A 17,518-nucleotide genomic window follows, 5' to 3' on the forward strand; every position below is an offset into this window, starting at 1 on the left:
TGAGAACTGAAAGTTCTCAAGATTTTATAAAGTTAAGCTACTCCCCAATAACCTGCACCACAACGCGCCTGTGCCTCGGCCTCACGTCGAGCTCGACGAAGAATATCTGCTGCCACGTCCCCCTTACCAGCCTTCCATCCACCACTGGGAAGCACTCGCTCGCACCGAGCAGGCTCGCTCTCAGGTGGCTGTGGGCGTTGTCGTCTATCCTGTCGTGAAGGTAGCCCGCACCCTTCGGGATCAGCTCCTTCAGAGCCCTCTTGAAGTCCTCCAGGAGGCCGCTCTCGTGCTCGATCGTGATTATAGCCCCCGTGGCTCCGGGCACGAAGACGAGAACCTGGCCGTTCTGAACCCCGCTCTCTTCCACGATCCTCTCGACTTCATGGGTTATGTCCACCAGGTCTATCTCACCTTCCGTTGAAAAGCGCAGTTCCCTTGTAAAGACCTTCATGAAACCTCACCTCTGAGAACATCAATTAGTTTCTCGACCTTTCTCAGCACCTCAAAAGGAGTCCCCCCAAAGATGTAAACGAGCGGCTCAACGCCTTCTCCTCCTTCATCTATGATGGCGTCGTAAACTCCCTTTTCGAAGGGAGCGGCAATGGCCCTCATGGCATCTCCCTCATTCATACCGCCTGTCTTTACCTTTGCTGTCTTGAATCTCACCATTTTCAGGGCCCCTTCCACATTTTTTCCGTAGCGGATGTTTATAACGCTCCTGATCCCAGGTCTGCGCTTCATAACCTCAAGGAGAAGTCCTGCAGTGAACTTGCTCGCCCCAAACTCGGGTGGAAGAGCGAATGGTCTGCCCTTGACTAGTGTTATTCTCCCTGGTACTGAGGCGACGTCCGAGGGATTCTTAGCTCCAGGAAGGGCGTAGGCAAAGTTGCTCCTGACTTCGGGGATGAGATCGCCGAACCCTTCAAGGGCAAGGAGCTCCCTCAATGCAATCCCCAGCTCGGAGAGGACGTCCTTTTCTGGCGTTGAGGAGAAGAACTGGGAGCACACTTCGGTGCTGACTCCAGCGTAGCGGGAGTAGTGCTCGCAGAACGTTTTATCCCTGAAGAGGCCGATGATGCGTCTCGTTGTGAACAGGATAAGCTCCTCCTTCACCGCACCCTCCTCTATCAGTCTGGCAATCTCCTCGGCAAGCACATTGAGAAGTTCTTCAACTTCGCGCGGAGGTGCTTTGACTTTGCCAGAAAGGTACTTGCTCACCATCGCCTGAGTCGTTCCAAGCCAGGCCGCTATCTGAGCCTGAGTAAAGCCCTTAGAGTACAGGATTTTTGAAACTCTCGCACGAAGGTAAGGCATAAGCTCCTCCGCTATATAGACGCTTGGAACCCTCATAGCTCTCACCCTACAACCAGGTTATTCAACTGCATCAAGTTTAAATCGTTATTGTCGTCAGGTGTATGTCAAAAAAGCTTTAAAAACCCACCGATTTTTACATCGGAAGGGCACTTATGGACTGGAAAGGTCGCGACGTGATAAGCATAAGGGACTTCTCGAAGGAGGACATCGAGTTTGTTTTGAAGGTTGCCGAACGGCTTGAGGAGGAGCTGAACGAGAAGGGCTCTCTGGATTATGCCCGCGGGAAGATTCTCGCGACGCTCTTCTTCGAGCCATCAACGAGGACGAGGCTGAGCTTTGAAAGCGCGATGCACCGCCTTGGGGGTTCCGTAATTGGATTCTCCTCCGCCTCGAGCACGAGCGTCAAGAAGGGGGAGAGCCTGGCCGACACGATAAAGACCGTCGAGCAGTACAGCGACGTTATAGTTATTCGCCACCCGATGGAGGGGGCAGCGAGGTTGGCGGCAGAGGTCGCCGGGATTCCAGTCATCAACGCGGGCGACGGGAGCAACCAGCACCCGACGCAGACGCTTCTCGACCTGTACACCATCAAGAAAGCATTCGGGAAGATAGACGGGCTCACGATAGGCCTGCTCGGAGACCTGAAGTACGGGAGAACCGTCCACAGCCTCGCGGAAGCTCTGGCCTTCTACGACGTCGAGCTCTACCTGATTTCGCCGGAACTCCTGAGGATGCCGAAGCACATCGTTGATGAGCTCCGCGAGAGGGGCGTTAAGGTCTATGAGACAACTGACCTTGAGGGCGCGATTCCCAAACTCGACGTCCTCTACGTCACGAGGATACAGAGGGAGCGCTTCCCGGACGAGGAGGAGTACCTGAAGGTGAAGGGCAGCTACCAGGTGAACCTTGAAGTTCTGAAAAACGCCAAGGAAACGCTCAAAGTTATGCACCCGCTTCCAAGGGTCGACGAGATTCACCCCGAAGTGGACAAGACGAAGCACGCTCTCTACTTCAGGCAGGTGTTCTCAGGCGTGCCCGTTAGAATGGCCCTGCTTGGACTGACGCTCGGAGTTCTGGGGGTGTGAAAAATGCCAGAGAACCTTAAGATAGAGGTAATCCCCGAGGGAACCGTTATAGACCACATCCCAGCGGGCAAGTGGCTCAAGGTCATCGAGATTCTCGGGCTGACAAAGCCGAACGGAGGAACGCTCCTTATAGCATCGAACGTTCCCAGCAAGAAGCTCGGAAGAAAGGACATCGTCAAGGTTGAGGGGAGGTACCTGAGCGAGGAAGAGGTGAACAAAATAGCCCTCATAGCCCCGATGGCGACTGTGAACATCGTGAAGGACTACAAGATAATCGAGAAGTTCAACGTCGAGATACCCGACGAGATAACAGGAATCCTCAAGTGCCCGAACCCGAACTGCGTCAGCAACCATGAGTACGTTACGCCGAGATTCCACGTAGAGAGCAGAGAACCCCTCAAGCTCCGCTGCCACTACTGCGAGAGGACGATAAATGAAGACGAGATAGCCCAAAACCTATAGCTCTTTTTCTATTATTCTTTGCGGCTCAGAAGTTTCCACAACCACATGGGGAACACGTTTGAGGACTGGTACTGTAACCAGCAGGCTGATAAAGACGTCTATGACACTCTGGATAGCGTTCGGAAGGGCTATTGCAAACCAGAAGGGAACACCCGTCCAGTCTTCCACCGCCGAGATAACCTGCTCCCTGGGGAGACCCAGCCAGATGGGGAGTGCAACGTAGTAGTTGAGGGCTATCATCAGTGGGATTCTAAGGAGAATTCCAACGATGTAAGCAGCCAGCCCAAACACGAAGAGCCGTTTCTTGTCAGAATAATCGAAACCCAGTGTCCTTCTGGCAACTTCGAGGCCTACGAGAACACCGAACGTCGCCAGGGTCTTCATCATTGCACCCAGCCAGCTCGCGGAGGATACGACGCTCAGACCGAGGAAGAGCATGGCGAGGGCTATCAATCCTCCCCAGAAGCCGAGGATGAAGTAGGCAACGACGATCGGGACCGCAACGAGGTCTATTTTCATGCCCCACACTGTCGGCATCTCGACGGGCATTACGTCCAGAGCGAGGGCGAGAGCCAGCATTAGACCGATAATAGCGATTTCTTTTGAACTGATTTTCATCCCCACCACCGTTACAAGTTTGTACCCAAATTTTTAAATTTTTGTTCCATACATAGAACAATCCGCTTATAAGCCAGGAGTCCCACCAAAGTGCGATGGAAGTTAAGGACATTGAAAAGCTTGTCAGAGAAATAAGGCGCGAACATGGCCTTCCGGACAGCCCGTTCAGGATAGATGAGGTAAGGTACGACGAAAAAAACGACAAGCTCTTCATAATTGCCCACGACAGGACGGACAAGAGCGTCATCATCGGCAACAGCCTGGTGATCGGGAAGCTGAGAGAGAGGCTGGGAGTAGGACAGGTAACGGTCTATTCGAACCTCGACCTTGAAATAAAGCGTAGAAAGCTGGAACTGGCTGAAAAAGCCGTTAAGGGAACGAAGCTTGAGTTCCTCCTACCTATAATAGAGGCCGAAAAGAGGTTTCCACCGAGAGAGTGGCCCGATGTAAGGGGGGAACTAAACACACTCATATTCCTCAGCTTCAACGCGAGGGCCCTTGTTGGTTTCGCCGAAAAGCTGGGATTACCTTACAAGGCCGTTGGGCTGAAGTACGCGTTTCCCAAGCTCAACTATGAACCCATTGAGGGAGAACCCAGAGAATTGTTCTTTCCAGACGAAGAGAAGCTCGTTAAAATTGCCAAGGGGAAGGGAGCGGAGCTGGTTCTTGCAGACTTCCCGTTCGGACTCACGTGGAGGGGTGATATAGCACTCCTGAACCCGTTCCGCTTTCTCCACATTGGCTTCTTCGAGCTGAAGTACCTCTTCGGCTTCGACTGGCCGACCATCGTGGACAAAAACGCCCTTATTGACTTTGTTGTCGGGCTAACGTATGAGGGCCTCATGGAGTCAACGGATGGTGCAAACCTGATATGGCGCGCATGGAGGCGGGGAAGATGATAATAGGCGTCGTTGGAAAGATAGCCGCCGGAAAAACGACTGTTGCAAAGTTCTTCGAGGAGAAGGGCTTCTGCAGGGTTTCCTGTAGTGACCCGCTGATAGACCTGCTCACTCACAACGTCTCCGACTACTCCTGGATCCCCGAACTGCCCAAGAAGGCCGAACCAACCCGCGACAGGCTCATCGAGTTTGGAAAGTACCTGAAGGACAAGTACGGCGGAGACATCCTCATCCGCCTGGCGGTTGACAAGAAGAGACACTGCAAAAACATCGTCATCGACGGCGTTCGCTCGCGGGAAGAAGTTGAAACGATCAAACGCCTCGGCGGAAAAGTTATCTACGTGGAGGCAAGGCCAGAGATAAGGTACGAAAGATTAAGAAAAAGAAGAGCGGAGAAGGACAGGGTCATTCAGAGCTTTGAGGACTTTTTGAAAATGGACGAAGAAGAGGAAAAGCTGTACCACACGACGAAACTGAAGGATATCGCTGACTACGTTATAGTCAACGAAGGGACTCTGGAGGAGCTGAGGGAGAAGGTTGAGGAGATAATTTCGGAGGTAATGGGATGAAACTCCTCATCATAGCTCCCTGCCTGCTCAGCCCCTTCTACGTCTATCGCGGGCCGAAGGAGAAGGAGTACGAGACGGCTAGAAGGCTGAGGGAGCTTATAGGAAGGCTCGGCGGCGAGTGGCAGGTTTTAGCTTATCCCTGTCCCGAGTACGAGCTGGTCGGCTGGCCGCGCGCTCCAGCCAGCAGGGAAGTTTACGAGAGGCTCGGCATGAGGGAAAGAGCTAAGATAATAGCGGACTTCATTGGGCGCGTTCTAACTGAAGAAAAACCGGAGAAGGTAGTCTTTGTCGGCGTTAAAGGCTCTCCCACCTGCGGCGTCTTCTACACCAGCTCCAGCAATCCGGATAAATATCCCTACAGGGCAATGCAGGAGTTTTTCTACCTGAGCAAGGAGGAAAGGCTAAAGCGCTCAAAGGAGCTGGTAAGAGAGCAGAACTTCGAGCTGAAGCTTCTCCCCGGAATACTCTTCGAAATACTGATGGCGAGGTTTCCAGAGTGGGTTTACATTGAGTTCGATAAGGACGACGCTGAGGGAAGTATCAAAAGGCTGGAGAAAGCTCTCTTCACCACTCGGTAGATGAGCAGAGGTTCGCGCAGGGGTTAAGGGCCGAATTTACAAGATAATACTAAATCTAACGTTTTTCTGGGCTTAGAAAAGCCTTTATATGCTCCCGGCCAAAGGGGTTTTGAGATGAACCCTGTAAAGCAGCTGCTCTGGTGGCTAATAGCGGGAAGTGAAGGGGGACTGAACAGGGCGAGGATAATTGCGGCACTGCTGGAGAGGCCGTCCAACGCGAGACAGCTCGCCAAAAGGCTCGGTCTGAACTACACCACGGTTCGCTATCACCTCGATATCCTCCAGAAAAACGGGCTTGTCACTTCTACGGAGAACCGCTACGGAAGGATGTACTTCCTTTCCCAGCTTCTCCTCGATAATTACTCGGAGTTTGAGGAGATCTGGGGCAGAGTTAAGACGGAAATAGGGGAGGGAGAAAAATGAGAAAGGTATTGATAGTGCTCACGGTTATCCTCATAGGTTTGATTGGGGCCTTTCTGGGTTACAGGTACGTTGGACCTCCAGGCCCGGGTGAGGTGGAGAGGATAATCCAGAGCCCCGGCGTGATTGACCCTGCTACCGCGAGGCTCTACACGACCATAAAGGCGGGGTTGACTTCCTTGAGTGCGGCGATCGGCATCGTGCTCCTCTGGATATACGGGAACCTCTACAGGAAGGTCCGCTCAGAGTTCACTCTCGGCCTTATGGTGGCCACCTCCGCCCTGCTTGTGTACGCCGTGACTGCCAACCCCCTCTTCCACAGGCTGGTGGGGCACACGAGGGCGATCGGCCCCGGGCCCGTCCTCGTGGTCCCTGACTTCTTCATCGCCCTGGCCCTGGCGGTGCTCCTCTACCTGGCACTGAAGTAGGCCTCCCTCCCAAGGCCCCTACTCCCGAGAGTGCGAAGTTGAAAAAGCCCGCGAGCGAGGAGATGTCGACGAGCAGTATGAAGGCGAGTAGAGTCAGGGCAACAACCTTCCCATCTTCTCCCTCCATCAGCCTTTCTATTGCAACCCCCGCAAGGCCCGCCACCGCCGGCGCCATCGGAAGGTAGAAGCGCGTCATGAAGATGTAGAGGCCCGTTCTAAGCCACTCGTACTGGAAGTAGAGGCCAAAGTAAGCAAGGAACCAGAGGAGCAGGAGCGGCGTTATCTTCTTTCTCCTGGCGATGTATGCTCCAGCAGGAAGGAGTATGAGCGACGGAAAGCCCTCGAAGAGGAGCTCCGGGTGCGTCAGGAGGTTTCTCCATATTAGACTCAGCCCTTCGCCGACTTTCCCGGCTAAAATGTACTGGAAGGCGAAGTTCGTGTAGCCTATGGTCTTTGAGTAGCCAACCGTGAACGGAGACCCGAAAACCGCCCAGTTATATGCCATGAGAGCGAGTAGCATCGGGACGGAGGCTCCAACGGCAATAGCGGAATAGCGTAGCGCCCTCTTCTCGCCCTTCCGGAGAACGTAGATAGCGAGTGCAACGTATGCCACGACGTTGGTGTACCTGACCAGCACTGATGCCCCGAGCGAGAGGCCCGAGATGATGCATTTCCTCCAGTCCCCATCCTCAAGGCCGAGGTAGTAGAGGCCAAGGCCGATGAGCACGAGGGCCATGCTGACGAAGTCGGACATGTAAATCCTGTAGAACATAGCCAAAAAGGTGGCGTTGGAGAGGAGGATTATCGAGGAAAAGAGGGCCGTCCTCGGGCCGAAGGCCTTCGACATCATCCGGTAAAACACGATGAGCGCGAGGAGGCCGAAGAATAAGTTCACAAATCTTTCAATGCCGAGCCTGTAGAAGGCGGCGAGGATGAAAGGATACCCCGGAGCCTTTTCGAGGGCGTAGCCTGTGCCAACGCTAACGTACTGAATACTCCCGAAGTTCCCGACGGCGAGCCCCTTCTCGATTATCTCCCTCTGGAAGTCCATAAGTTCAGAGCGGGTTATTATGAGCTTTCCCTGGGCAAAGGCCTTCATCGCCGCGTAGTAGGTCGCATCATCGGGCTCGATGAGCTTAACGGGAAGGGCCAGCACGGCGGTGAAGACGATAAGGGCCATGGCCAGAACGACTACCAAATACCTGCCTTCCGTCGTTCGGGTAAAGTATTCCCGGAGCCTTTGGAGGGCTTCTTTCATCTCGCTCACCCCACAATTTTAAAATCGGTTGTGTAGCTTGGACGATCTCTCCATACGTCCACCTAAAATTGAATGTATGACCCCAAAATAAAAGAGTTTTCCGAAATCCCACCAAAATCTTTACAAAATTAAAGATAAACGGAGGAAAACAAAAGCGCCAATGAATTCGAGTGATCCACTTCCCCCACCGCAGAATTCGCCCGGACGGAAAGACATTACAACAAGGGGGACAAGGTGAGTCTTGAGATAAGAATATTGCACAAAAGAGGACTTATTGCTACATAGATGCACAGATGCACAAATCTTATTAACGGGCACCTCATTAAATTATGACGGGAATCATTCATGAACCCCACACTACTCATCCCTGGCCAGACCCTCAGTCTCGGCGCAAAGCTCTTCACTGTGATATACCTGTGGTACTCTTACCAGAAGTCACTTAGAAAGTCTGCCCTGATCTTCTCCATTGCCTTCCTCGCCTCTTCTCTTCAGGTTCTCGGCGATCTCTTTGGCATCGAAACACTCACCATAACCATGGAAGCCCTCTTCGCCTCACTTCTCTTCTATGGGAGTCTCAGACTCCTCGATGAAGAGGGACTCTCGTTCACCGTCAGCCGCGGCTATTACGTCTCCGTAACCCCCATCATCCTCACCCTCTACATGCTCGCTGCCGAGCGCTCAAGCGATCCAAACTGGCTCGCCACGGTTGGAGTTGCGTACGCGGTTTCTGGCCTCTTCGTCCTCCTCTCTGGCTTTCTGCTCGTAGGCTTGAGAAACCTCTATGGAAACAGCATGAAGTACCTTGGGGTCCTGCTGATTGTGTACGGAGCGCACGAGATGGACTATCCCCTCCTTCGCCCTGTTGAGTGGTTCGCACCCATAGGGTTCTCTCTGAGCGCTTTACTGACCGTTCTCATCGCCTACTTCTTCGTAAAGTTCGCAGGCCATGAGGAGTTCTTAAAGACACCCTCCGAGACCCAAAAGCCGCTGAAGGAAGTAAAGCCCGGGCTTACCATATTGTCCCCTGAGGAGTATAGAAAGATCCTGCCTGTGCTCCAAGACCGCCCGCTCCTAGCCTTCGTCCGGAACTCAAGGGATCCCCCCGAAAAATGGACTGTTTACACCATAAGCCAGGTGGAGCGCGAACGTACTGTACCTCCCACAAACCTCCCTAAAATCACAGAGATCATTAACAGATACCTCAGAGCAGCGGGAAGCGGAGGGATAGTCCTCATTGACGGCATCGAGTACATCCACATGTACAACGGCTTTGATGCGATGGCCAAATGGCTGAGCACCATCCGAGACATCGCATACCTTAACAACGGAAGCGTGATCGTGGTGACAGACAGCAGAGCTTGGAACGAGAGGGAGTGGAACCTCTTAATCAGGCTTTTGAGTTAAATTGGGACTCCAAAAACACGCATCACAGCGACACCAGCAGCGCGCCCAGAACTATCAGCAACGCCCCAACGGCCGTTTTGAAGTCTATCTTCTCTCCAAGGACGAGCCAGGTAAGGAGTACCGCGAGGGCAACGCTGGTCTTGTCTATCGCTATCACCGCGGTAGTTCTCCCTCCTTTTATCGCCATGAAGTAGAAAAGCCAGGAGAGAGCCCCCGCAAGGCCTGATAGAGTAACGAAGAGCAGGGCACGATGATCGAAGCCGGCCGTGTTTGTTTTTCCTGTGGCGAGGGAGACGAAGAGAAGAAACGCGAACATTATGAACGCCCTGATCACAGTAGCCACCGTTGAATCAACGTTCCTGAGACCGAGTTTCCCAAAGATCGGGACGAGGGCGGCGAAGAACGCCGCGAGGAGTGCGTAGATGATGTAGAGAGGGATTTTCACGTTCAGGCCTCCGAGATGGCTTTCTTAACCAGCCTCTCCGCCTTCCCCATCAGCTCCTTCGCCTTCTCTTCCTCGTGGGCCTCCAAAGTTATGCGCATTATCGGCTCGGTTCCGCTCGGGCGGAAGAGGATCCACCAGTCACCGTTTTCTATCCTAATTCCATCTATGTCTATCAGCCCCTCGTAGTCGAACGTCTTTAGTGCCTCGCGCGCTATTATCTCCATGGCTTTCGCCTTCTTCTCGTTCGGACAGGGTATTTTAGCACGAAGCGTCACGTAGCGCGGGACTTCCTTGGCCAGCTCGCTTATCGGACCGAGTCTGTCAATCATCTCCAGAACAAGGGCCCCAGCAAAGATTCCGTCGGGGGTGAGGTTCCACTGCGGGATTATCCACGTGCCACTCGGCTCGCCGCCGAAGACGCCGCCGTGTTTTGCGAGCTCGTCGGCAACGGCCACATCACCAACGCGCGTCCTTATGACTTCTCCGCCAAGGGGTCTGAGGTAGTCGTCCAAAGCAAAGCCCGCATCAACGGTGGTAACTATTTTCCCCTTCCCGAACTTCCTCAGCATGTAGCCCGCTATGAGCGAGAGCATGACCTCGTACTCAACGAAGTTGCCCTGATCATCAACGACGCCGATCCTATCTGCGTCGCCGTCGTGGGCTATGCCGACGTCGGCTTTCATCACTCTAACGGTCTTCGCTAGGGCGGAGAGGCTCTTCGCGTTCGGCTCAAGTTCCCTGACGAAGAAGCCGCTCGGGTGGGAGTTGAGCGAGATAACCCTATTGCCCAGCTCCCGCTGGAGGTAGGGGGAGACCACCGAGCCCGCACCGTTTCCAGAATCGAGGACGACCGTGTAGGAGTTCTCAAGTTTGACGAATTTTAGCGCCGCGTTTATGTACTCCTCACTGGGGTCGGCCCTTCTAAGCGTCCCGATCTCATTCCAGGGAGCTTTTTTGAAGTTCCCTGAGTCCATTATGGACTCGAGTTCACGCTCCATCTCAGAGGTGTATGCCATTCCGTTGGCCTGCCACACCTTTATGCCGTTGTACTCCGGCGGGTTGTGAGAAGCTGTGATGGTAACGCCAGCATCGGCACCGTAGAGCTTTATCGCAAAGCCCGTGAGCGGCGTTGGCGCTAAACCTATGTCAATCACATCAACACCAGTTGAGAGAAGTCCGCTTATGACTGCTGATTTTATAACGTCGCCGCTAGTCCTGGTATCCTTCCCGATAACAACCTTTCCGCCGCCGAGGTACGTTCCAAGGGCTTTGCCGACCTTTAGAGCCAGCTCAGGTGTCAGCTTCTCATTAAAGACTTCCCTGATTCCGCTGGTTCCGAAGTACTTCCCCATGATAATCACCCATGAAAGTTATGGGGGAAAGTTCCTAGGTTCAAATATAACCTTTCCGCCCAGGTTAAACAATTCCAATGGGAGAAAAGGAACAAAGAAAACGGGATCACGGGCCAAAGGTCGTCAGCTCGATCCCGTTCGGGTCGAGGACATGGACAACGACGTCTCCGTTCAGCCTCTCCTCAAGGCCCGAGACAAGTTCCGTATAAGCATCTTTGGCCGAGTTCGCTTCGTCAGCCGTCGTGAAGGAGCTCATAGCCCTGACGTGGTATGTGGAACCGCTCTTCTCAAGGATCACATCCCAGGGCCCCTGACCAGCGAATTCGACAAGATAATCGAGAGCCTTCCGAGCCTCTTCCTCGCTCGCCACTCTGTACCATACGTTGATACCGCTCGAGGAAACGTAGCGGTACTTGCTCTCCACCTGGTAGAGTACGTTCTTTTCGTCATCGAGAATCTGGAGAAGCACCTTCTCGCCGCTGAAAACGTCCTGAGACATCTTTGACGCCAGAAAGATGAGGTAAAACTTCAGAGAATCCTCCATTTCGCTGGAGCTCGTGTAGGTGCTTGTCAATCCAACAACGTAGCCGTTATCCTTCTTTACGTAAACGTCTATCTCATTGGGGTTCAGTTCGGCGTTTATGAGGTTAATAAGCGCCTTTGCCTGATCTGTGGATACCTCCCCCGAATAGTGGACTGTAACACCGTTTACACTGAGGGTTTTTTCACTCTCGACGTTAACGTCCGGGCTCTCGACACAGCCGCTCGCGAGCACAAACACCACGAGCAGCAGGGCCGAAAGCGAGTAAACCTTCCTCATACTCCCACCTTCACTTCTTCACGAGCCTGTATATTCCAACCTTTGCAGTGTAGCTTTCGTCGGGGTTCGGTGGCGCGTAGTCAACTCTGACCACAAAGGGCTTTGCCGAGCCGTAAATCATGCTCGTACTGTCCTCGTAGGAAGAGACTATCTCGTTAGTGTCTGGATCGAGTATCTTGATGCCCTTAACGACCCCAGTTCCCCCGGCCTCTATCTTGTACGTGCCAGGTTCCAAGGTGTGCGATAGATAGAAAACATCCCCCGTCACAGTGTCGCTCTTCACTTCCACGGGAACCTTATCGTAGAAGGTCTCGTAATAGTACTGCATGCCAAACGCCGCCACGATGCCGAGCACTATCAGCAAGAAAAACCCCAGGATCAGTTTCTTAAAGAATCCCATCCTTCTCACCCCCATCACACCTAAAACCCGAAGAGACCTCCTCCCTTGACCTTAACGCCGAGGTCGGAGAGCTTTTTCTTTATCTCCCGCTGGTTCATGCTCCCTGAGAACTTGCTCTTCTCCTTCCACCTTATCTCCATCTCCTCCTTTTTGCCCTCGTCAACGTTGCCTCCCTTGAGCTTAACCTCCTTTATTCCGTTCAGTGGAATTGAGAAGTTCTCCGGGGCTTCTTTGAGAACATCCTCGGGAGGCATATCGTAGTAGCGCTCGTGCATCGTCCAGCCAGATGCAAGCCTCTTAAAGAAGCCGTCTCCTCTCTCCTTCGCTTCTTCCCTTGCCTTCTGGATCATCTCCTTCTTCACGTGGGCGACAATTATCTTCTCGTCTGTGACGACCAGGTTCACAAGGGCGCTCTTGAAGAAGCCCTTGTGGTACTCCAGGTTTGGTATTACGTAAAGGACTTTCTCCATCTCAAACACCTTCCAATTTTCTTTCCAGTCTCATCAAACAAGCCTCCGAATTAGCCTAAAGGTCAGCTTTGCAAACAAAACAAGGAGAGCTAACGCTACCAAAAGCAGGAAAAGACCCAGAAACGGGCCAAGGACGTGGAATCCAGTTGGGGGTTCCGTTTCAGCTCCCCCCGAGGTTTGAGTACCGTATCGTTATCCTGTGGGAGCAGTCGCCGGTCTTCTCGTGGGAGACGAGCTCGAAGGCTGTAAGTGTTCCATCGGAGTTGAGGTTCACGTAGACGTGGCCCATCTTGATCTCTTCGGCAATCTCACCCGTTGGATAGCCTGAGGTAGGTATCTCGCTTGGGTCTAAGGTATCGAGGTTCCCCTCACCGAGGTCTATCCAGTGTCCTAGCAAAGCCGGATACTCAACGCACCACGGCTCTGCCACGAGATCAACGTCCTCCCACACGTTATCGCTTATCTCGTTGTAGCCCTTCAGCTCGCCCGTGGAGAACTTCACACCTGCCGTTCCTTCCGTATCGAGGGTAACGGTCTTGATCTCCCTCATCCCTGAACTGGAAGCGGCTGAGGTCGTTGAGGTCAGGAAGGACTCGTAGCAGGCCTTGGCCTTCTGGTATTTCGCGTAGGCCTCCTGAATTTCCTCATCGCTCGCCCCCGAAGATTGAAGAGAAGTGACGTTGTTGTAGGCCTGGACGAAGAGCCGATAGGCGTCGTCCTTGTTGTCCGGGCAGAGGAAAGCCCCCGATGTCCCGTTCGCACTCTCCGGAGGGTAGAGAGTAACGTTCCTCTCGAACTCGTCAAAGACCCCGTCGAAGTCGTAGTCGTGTAGATCAGGGGTTCCGTCGTAATCAACGTCGCGCTCGTCTATTATTCCATCGGAGTTTGTGTCCCAGGCGTCAACCTTCCCGTCCCCGTTGGAGTCATAGACATCGGGAATCCCATCGCCGGTGATGTCCCACGCGTAGCTATCAACCCCGTTGAAAGTCGTTCTCCACGTGTCGGTCTTCCCATTGTAGTCCTCGTCGAGGTAGGCAGTGTCGTAGCTCCCGTCGCCGGTCGTGTCGAGGTAGATGGCATCTATCTTCCCGTCCTTGTTCCGATCAACGAAGAGGATGGAGCCGTTGGTTGTTGGAACCTCGGCGTAGTCGTCCCCGATATAAACGTCCTTACTCCCGTCCCCGTCCGAGTCAACCCACCCCTTCTCGCCGGGGAAGGGCTCGCTATGGTTTCCAGAAGATGTTTCAGAGAAACCACTCCCGCCCGAAGAAGGGGTAGTTGTCCCACCCGAATCGAAGCCGTTGGGGAAGCTGTCCTTCATCTTCGTGAGGTCTTCGATTATGTGAGGATTCGTGTAATATATGTAGGCCGCACCAAGTAGGATGAGTATCAGGAGTAGGCCGGTGAACTTACCCATTTTCCTTCACCTCCACGAAGGTTGGGGGACTGAGCCACCCGCCGGAAATCCGCTTGAACTTCTTGCCCGTCTCGTAGTCCTCGTAGATGCCGGGCTTTGCCGTCTCGTGGAGTACGTAGCCGTTCCACGTGAACCAGCCCTGGTTCCTCTCCTCTATCTTCTTGCGGAGATTGACCACTGCACCTATGGTTGCATCTGCCATGTTCCCGAAGTAGCCCGTCGGATCGAGGAGCTTTCCGATTTTGGTGGCACCATCGAGCACTATTATGGAAACCTTCGTGTTCTCGGGCAGGTTCATTTTCTTGAGTTCCTCAGCCTGCTTCATCAACGCCCTAGCATCCTGCGCGACGAGGAAAACGTTGGCTGGTGTCCTTAGGATCTTCACGGTTGAGGTTCCCCTCAGCTTGACGGTGTCTCCAACGGTCTCGAAGTTGCCCGCCACGAAGTTGGCCCAGTCGAGGGCCCCTCCAGAACCGTACTGGCCGCCGACGAGCCACTTGGGCGGCTCAAGGATTCCGGTGAGGATAGCGTTCATCGTGGCTTCTCTCTCGGCCTCGCTCTTGGAGTTCTCGTATATGAAGCTCCTCATCTTTATCCTCCTCATTATCGGGTCGTACCGGTATTTCTCGGCTATCTGCCTGAGCTGGTGGCGCTTTTCAGGGTCATCCGCAAATATGGAGATGTAGCCCTTGATCTCCTGGTTCCTGTAGACCTTCTCCTCCATGTAGGCGTTCATCTCCTTGGCCATTCTGTCAGGATCGTCCTTGTACCGATCATGGAGCTCGCGAAGGTGTTCAATGTAGAGGTCGTAAACGCTCTTCATGCCCGGGTCGGTCTCTATCATCTTGTTGATGTAGTCAATGTGCCTCCCCATCAGCGATTCAGCCCATTCGAGCTTCTTTTGCATGATACAGGCGTCGCAGGTCGCTATGTCCGGGTCGTCGCAGTCAACGAGGCCGTCCATGTCGTTGTCTATCTCGTCTCCAGGCACTTCAACACTCGCAAGGGTTACGTGGACGCTTCTCTTTGCCAAGAGCTTCTCCTCGCCCTTCACCTTCCCGTAGAGGCCTATGGTGAGCGCCCCCTCCTTCACGGTCGGGTCACTCATGTAGAGGACGTCAAGTATCTCGCCGCCCTCAACGGGCAGTCTCTTGGAGCTCCCATCGGGGAGGGTGACGAGAGCGTAGAGATCCTTGGCACCGCTCCCCCTGACCTCCGCGTAGAGAGGCACGGAGAAGAGGCCGTCAATTATCTGCTTGAGGCTGGTGCCGTCCTTTGGCGTGAGTACATTGAGGGAGTAATCGGTAAAGTTTCCAGCGAACACAAAATCCCAGGAGATTTCCTTGGAACGACTCCCGCTGCCGTCGCTGACCACGAAAACCACCCTTACCTTTCCCTCCTTCAACTGCCCGGGCTTTATCGCCACATCGAGGACAACGGGTATGGTTGTGCTCGACCCGTTTATCCAAGCGTAGGCCACAGTGCTGTTCTTTGGGGTTGCCAGGTAGGTGTAAAATTCCTGGGCCAAGTGGAGCTTTATCGCCTCTCCCCCGTACTGTCCGCTTGGGTCTATGTAGTACGCCCGAATCCCCGAGACGTCGCTGTTTCTGTCGAAAACGGCCGTCGTGAACATAAGCCTCGCGCCGTTTTCTACGTCGGTCTCGTTGAACGTCAGGGTTCCGAGGTAACCGGGGGAAATCTTAACGCATCCGGAGCCCGGAACGCAGAGCTGGAAGTCGCTAAGGAGCCTCGCGGGATAGGGCGGGGACTTGAGGGACGCCAAAACGGCATTTCTCACGCTTTTTCCCAGAGAGCTCGCCTGGGAGTAGGCGTAGGCCTTCATTGAGAGCATTGATGATAGGTAGGAGTTGTATTCATCCTCCATGAACTCTGTGTGGCACTCCGTCTGGTTGTTCTGGTTGAGGTTGCAGGCCGTGGAAAGGAAAGAATCGGGATCACGCTGGAAGTTCAAGTATTTTCCCAAAAGCTGAATCGAGATCCTGAGGTCTCCGAAGGGGAAGTCGAGGGCGTAGAAAGAGGTCAGGCCCGTGTTTACGCTCACGGTGACATTATCTTCAACCGGTTTTCCATCTAGAGTCGTGGGATAAAATGAAGCCTCATAAACGTTGTAGCCCAGGAGGAAACTCACGTCCCCACCGTTTTCAGAGCCACCAGAGTTTTGAAGAACTCCACTCAGAGCTGGGGCGATGCTGACTCCTGGTTCTGGAACGTCTCCGATTTCCACGGCGGTAAGGTCTTCGCTAGTTCTAATTGGATACTCGGTTATCGTTACTAGGACAGTGTAGTTCACGCCATCCTTAACAATCCTGCCCCTCAGAACTACGCTGTTAGCACCGTTCTCCTGAATGCTGGAAGTTTGCACGATGTTTATTCCAAGTCCCTGAAGTGCGCCCGTTGGCGGACTCACCGCCCCGGTGGCGAAGGGGGCCAGGAAGAGAATCACAATCATTACACCCACAAAAACGCGCACGTTCACACGGCATTCCTCCGTTCAATACTGGAAAAAACGAAAATGTCCCAAATGCCCAATAAACTGGACTGCACGGTCCCAATAATTGGGCCGGAGATGACGGATTCAATGAGCAATGAAGACAACTTTCTCACTTCCCTGGAAACCATCTCGCAGAAGAGAAAAGCGGGACAGGTTCCCTTTGTACATATTACACAGCCATGGGTAATAAACCTTTCGCAAAAAGAAATTCGACAAAGAGCAACTTCAAATGGAACTTTGACGAAGTTCTTTCGCAAGCTCGACCAGCTTCCTCGCCCTCTCCAGAGAGACCTCGTTCTCCACCCTTCCATCGCGCTTTATCCACGTACCCACGATGAAGCCGTCGGCGTACTTCCAGAGCTCGGGAAGGTTGTCGTAGCTCGTCCCGGAGCCGACTATGACAGGAACTGGGGAAATCTCCTTCGCGAGCGCGAGTTTATCAACGTCCACAGGCTTTCCAGTTGCTTTTCCACTAACGACAACGGCATCGGCCAAACCCCTCTCCACTATGTCGAGGAGGGCGTCCTCAAAGTCACCGAAGTGGACGGCGTGCTTGACGTGCACATCGGCAAAGACCTTTATCTTTGAGGGAAGCCTCTTCCTCAGCATTGCCAGCTCGTGGGCAATGCCCTCTATTATTCCCTGGTCGGTGTATGCAACCCCACTCAGCACGTTCACCCTTATGAAGTCTGCCTTTACGGCGTAGGCTATGGAATAGGCAGCTATCCCATCGTTTCTAAGGACGTTTATCCCGAGCGGGAGGGAAACCTCGTCGCGTATCGCCTTTGCGACAACCGCAAGGGAAGCAACGGTAGTCTTGTCGGCGTACTTCGGGAAGGGAACGTCGCCGAAGTTCTCCACCATAACCGCGTCGAAGCCGGCTTTCTCCAGCGTTCTGGCGTCCCTTAGAGCATGTTCAATGACTGAATCAAAATTTCCGTCATAGAGGTAGGAACCGGGAAGGGGCTTGAGGTGGACCATTCCAATGAGGGGCCTTCTCTCGAAGTCCATGGTATCACCACGGTGGAATTTCGTGGAGGGTATATTAAACCTGTTGAGTGAATTGA

At 53.6% G+C, this 17,518-nt stretch carries 20 protein-coding genes; 8 read left to right on the top strand and 12 right to left on the bottom strand.

Annotated features, from left to right (window positions below; translation table 11 throughout):
* Nucleotides 1–37 precede the first annotated feature (37 nt).
* Nucleotides 38–451, bottom strand: a complete 414-nt coding sequence (locus ACZ5TN_RS06575; protein WP_011251148.1) for a secondary thiamine-phosphate synthase enzyme YjbQ — start codon at nucleotides 449–451, stop codon at nucleotides 38–40.
* Nucleotides 448–1,350, bottom strand: coding sequence for a thiamine-phosphate synthase family protein (locus ACZ5TN_RS06580; RefSeq protein WP_464916294.1), 903 nt, complete (start codon nucleotides 1,348–1,350; stop codon nucleotides 448–450). Before ACZ5TN_RS06580 ends, ACZ5TN_RS06575 begins: the two co-directional genes overlap by 4 nt.
* Nucleotides 1,351–1,466: 116 nt before the next feature.
* On the opposite strand from ACZ5TN_RS06580, the gene pyrB reads away from it, so the two are divergent.
* Both pyrB and pyrI read left to right on the top strand, forming a co-directional pair.
* The gene (pyrB, locus tag ACZ5TN_RS06585; RefSeq protein WP_011251146.1) at nucleotides 1,467–2,399 is read left to right on the top strand and encodes an aspartate carbamoyltransferase; all 933 of its coding nucleotides are present in this window, start codon (nucleotides 1,467–1,469) and stop codon (nucleotides 2,397–2,399) included.
* 3 nt (nucleotides 2,400–2,402) lie between these two features.
* Nucleotides 2,403–2,861 carry an aspartate carbamoyltransferase regulatory subunit gene (pyrI, locus tag ACZ5TN_RS06590; protein ID WP_011251145.1) on the top strand — a complete coding sequence of 153 codons (459 nt, stop codon included), beginning with the start codon at nucleotides 2,403–2,405 and terminating at the stop codon, nucleotides 2,859–2,861.
* Here pyrI and ACZ5TN_RS06595 read toward each other — a convergent pair.
* The gene (locus tag ACZ5TN_RS06595) at nucleotides 2,856–3,479 is read right to left on the bottom strand and encodes an ECF transporter S component (protein ID WP_464917550.1); all 624 of its coding nucleotides are present in this window, start codon (nucleotides 3,477–3,479) and stop codon (nucleotides 2,856–2,858) included. The genes pyrI and ACZ5TN_RS06595 overlap by 6 nt on opposite strands.
* A gap of 95 nt (nucleotides 3,480–3,574) precedes the next feature.
* On the opposite strand from ACZ5TN_RS06595, the gene ACZ5TN_RS06600 reads away from it, so the two are divergent.
* From ACZ5TN_RS06600 to ACZ5TN_RS06620, 5 genes are all read left to right on the top strand, one after another.
* On the top strand, nucleotides 3,575–4,378 hold the full coding sequence (locus ACZ5TN_RS06600; protein WP_011251143.1) for a hypothetical protein: 804 nt from the start codon (nucleotides 3,575–3,577) through the stop codon (nucleotides 4,376–4,378).
* Nucleotides 4,375–4,947, top strand: a complete 573-nt coding sequence (locus tag ACZ5TN_RS06605) for an AAA family ATPase (protein WP_048053782.1) — start codon at nucleotides 4,375–4,377, stop codon at nucleotides 4,945–4,947. Before ACZ5TN_RS06600 ends, ACZ5TN_RS06605 begins: the two co-directional genes overlap by 4 nt.
* Nucleotides 4,944–5,525, top strand: coding sequence for a hypothetical protein (locus ACZ5TN_RS06610; RefSeq protein WP_011251141.1), 582 nt, complete (start codon nucleotides 4,944–4,946; stop codon nucleotides 5,523–5,525). Before ACZ5TN_RS06605 ends, ACZ5TN_RS06610 begins: the two co-directional genes overlap by 4 nt.
* A 114-nt stretch (nucleotides 5,526–5,639) precedes the next feature.
* Nucleotides 5,640–5,948, top strand: a complete 309-nt coding sequence (locus tag ACZ5TN_RS06615; protein WP_011251140.1) for an ArsR/SmtB family transcription factor — start codon at nucleotides 5,640–5,642, stop codon at nucleotides 5,946–5,948.
* On the top strand, nucleotides 5,945–6,373 hold the full coding sequence (locus ACZ5TN_RS06620; protein WP_464916295.1) for a hypothetical protein: 429 nt from the start codon (nucleotides 5,945–5,947) through the stop codon (nucleotides 6,371–6,373). Before ACZ5TN_RS06615 ends, ACZ5TN_RS06620 begins: the two co-directional genes overlap by 4 nt.
* On the opposite strand, the gene ACZ5TN_RS06625 is transcribed toward ACZ5TN_RS06620, so the two are convergent.
* Nucleotides 6,327–7,631, bottom strand: coding sequence for an ArnT family glycosyltransferase (locus tag ACZ5TN_RS06625; RefSeq protein ID WP_464916296.1), 1,305 nt, complete (start codon nucleotides 7,629–7,631; stop codon nucleotides 6,327–6,329). The genes ACZ5TN_RS06620 and ACZ5TN_RS06625 overlap by 47 nt on opposite strands.
* A gap of 345 nt (nucleotides 7,632–7,976) precedes the next feature.
* Between ACZ5TN_RS06625 and ACZ5TN_RS06630 the strand changes: the two genes are divergently transcribed.
* On the top strand, nucleotides 7,977–9,035 hold the full coding sequence (locus tag ACZ5TN_RS06630; protein ID WP_464916297.1) for a DUF835 domain-containing protein: 1,059 nt from the start codon (nucleotides 7,977–7,979) through the stop codon (nucleotides 9,033–9,035).
* A gap of 22 nt (nucleotides 9,036–9,057) precedes the next feature.
* On the opposite strand, the gene ACZ5TN_RS06635 is transcribed toward ACZ5TN_RS06630, so the two are convergent.
* The 8 genes from ACZ5TN_RS06635 to ACZ5TN_RS06670 all read right to left on the bottom strand — a co-directional run bounded on the left by ACZ5TN_RS06635 (nucleotide 9,058) and on the right by ACZ5TN_RS06670 (nucleotide 17,462).
* Nucleotides 9,058–9,480: an EamA family transporter gene (locus tag ACZ5TN_RS06635; RefSeq protein WP_011251136.1), complete on the bottom strand. Its 423-nt coding sequence runs from the start codon at nucleotides 9,478–9,480 to the stop codon at nucleotides 9,058–9,060.
* Nucleotides 9,481–9,482: 2 nt separating this feature from the next.
* Nucleotides 9,483–10,832, bottom strand: a complete 1,350-nt coding sequence (gene glmM / locus ACZ5TN_RS06640; RefSeq protein ID WP_011251135.1) for a phosphoglucosamine mutase — start codon at nucleotides 10,830–10,832, stop codon at nucleotides 9,483–9,485.
* Nucleotides 10,833–10,938: 106 nt separating this feature from the next.
* Nucleotides 10,939–11,652, bottom strand: a complete 714-nt coding sequence (locus ACZ5TN_RS06645; protein WP_464916298.1) for a hypothetical protein — start codon at nucleotides 11,650–11,652, stop codon at nucleotides 10,939–10,941.
* Nucleotides 11,653–11,662: 10 nt separating this feature from the next.
* Nucleotides 11,663–12,052: a hypothetical protein gene (locus tag ACZ5TN_RS06650; protein WP_464916299.1), complete on the bottom strand. Its 390-nt coding sequence runs from the start codon at nucleotides 12,050–12,052 to the stop codon at nucleotides 11,663–11,665.
* Between the two features lie 20 nt (nucleotides 12,053–12,072).
* Entirely contained in the window at nucleotides 12,073–12,522 is a 450-nt protein-coding gene (locus tag ACZ5TN_RS06655; RefSeq protein WP_464916300.1) for a hypothetical protein, read from the bottom strand.
* A gap of 160 nt (nucleotides 12,523–12,682) precedes the next feature.
* A complete protein-coding gene (locus tag ACZ5TN_RS06660; protein ID WP_464916301.1) occupies nucleotides 12,683–13,939 on the bottom strand; it encodes a calcium-binding protein in 1,257 nt (418 codons plus the stop codon).
* Nucleotides 13,932–16,436, bottom strand: a complete 2,505-nt coding sequence (locus tag ACZ5TN_RS06665; RefSeq protein ID WP_464916302.1) for a hypothetical protein — start codon at nucleotides 16,434–16,436, stop codon at nucleotides 13,932–13,934. The genes ACZ5TN_RS06660 and ACZ5TN_RS06665 overlap by 8 nt, the downstream gene beginning before the upstream one ends.
* A 240-nt stretch (nucleotides 16,437–16,676) precedes the next feature.
* Entirely contained in the window at nucleotides 16,677–17,462 is a 786-nt protein-coding gene (locus tag ACZ5TN_RS06670) for a BtpA/SgcQ family protein (protein WP_464916303.1), read from the bottom strand.
* Nucleotides 17,463–17,518 lie beyond the last annotated feature (56 nt).

It is taken from the genome of Thermococcus sp. JCM 11816 (assembly GCF_055396515.1).

Bases quoted from the DNA above. Each gene is read 5' to 3' on its own strand.
- ACZ5TN_RS06630 (WP_464916297.1), top strand. From the start codon at position 7,977: ATGAACCCCACACTACTCATCCCTGGCCAGACCCTCAGTCTCGGCGCA.
- pyrI (WP_011251145.1), top strand. From the start codon at position 2,403: ATGCCAGAGAACCTTAAGATAGAGGTAATCCCCGAGGGAACCGTTATA.
- ACZ5TN_RS06645 (WP_464916298.1), bottom strand. From the start codon at position 11,652: ATGAGGAAGGTTTACTCGCTTTCGGCCCTGCTGCTCGTGGTGTTTGTG.
- ACZ5TN_RS06600 (WP_011251143.1), top strand. From the start codon at position 3,575: ATGGAAGTTAAGGACATTGAAAAGCTTGTCAGAGAAATAAGGCGCGAA.
- ACZ5TN_RS06655 (WP_464916300.1), bottom strand. From the start codon at position 12,522: ATGGAGAAAGTCCTTTACGTAATACCAAACCTGGAGTACCACAAGGGC.
- ACZ5TN_RS06580 (WP_464916294.1), bottom strand. From the start codon at position 1,350: ATGAGGGTTCCAAGCGTCTATATAGCGGAGGAGCTTATGCCTTACCTT.
- ACZ5TN_RS06615 (WP_011251140.1), top strand. From the start codon at position 5,640: ATGAACCCTGTAAAGCAGCTGCTCTGGTGGCTAATAGCGGGAAGTGAA.
- pyrB (WP_011251146.1), top strand. From the start codon at position 1,467: ATGGACTGGAAAGGTCGCGACGTGATAAGCATAAGGGACTTCTCGAAG.
- ACZ5TN_RS06650 (WP_464916299.1), bottom strand. From the start codon at position 12,052: ATGGGATTCTTTAAGAAACTGATCCTGGGGTTTTTCTTGCTGATAGTG.
- ACZ5TN_RS06625 (WP_464916296.1), bottom strand. From the start codon at position 7,631: ATGAAAGAAGCCCTCCAAAGGCTCCGGGAATACTTTACCCGAACGACG.
- ACZ5TN_RS06595 (WP_464917550.1), bottom strand. From the start codon at position 3,479: ATGAAAATCAGTTCAAAAGAAATCGCTATTATCGGTCTAATGCTGGCT.
- ACZ5TN_RS06620 (WP_464916295.1), top strand. From the start codon at position 5,945: ATGAGAAAGGTATTGATAGTGCTCACGGTTATCCTCATAGGTTTGATT.
- ACZ5TN_RS06670 (WP_464916303.1), bottom strand. From the start codon at position 17,462: ATGGACTTCGAGAGAAGGCCCCTCATTGGAATGGTCCACCTCAAGCCC.
- ACZ5TN_RS06660 (WP_464916301.1), bottom strand. From the start codon at position 13,939: ATGGGTAAGTTCACCGGCCTACTCCTGATACTCATCCTACTTGGTGCG.
- ACZ5TN_RS06610 (WP_011251141.1), top strand. From the start codon at position 4,944: ATGAAACTCCTCATCATAGCTCCCTGCCTGCTCAGCCCCTTCTACGTC.
- glmM (WP_011251135.1), bottom strand. From the start codon at position 10,832: ATGGGGAAGTACTTCGGAACCAGCGGAATCAGGGAAGTCTTTAATGAG.
- ACZ5TN_RS06605 (WP_048053782.1), top strand. From the start codon at position 4,375: ATGATAATAGGCGTCGTTGGAAAGATAGCCGCCGGAAAAACGACTGTT.
- ACZ5TN_RS06575 (WP_011251148.1), bottom strand. From the start codon at position 451: ATGAAGGTCTTTACAAGGGAACTGCGCTTTTCAACGGAAGGTGAGATA.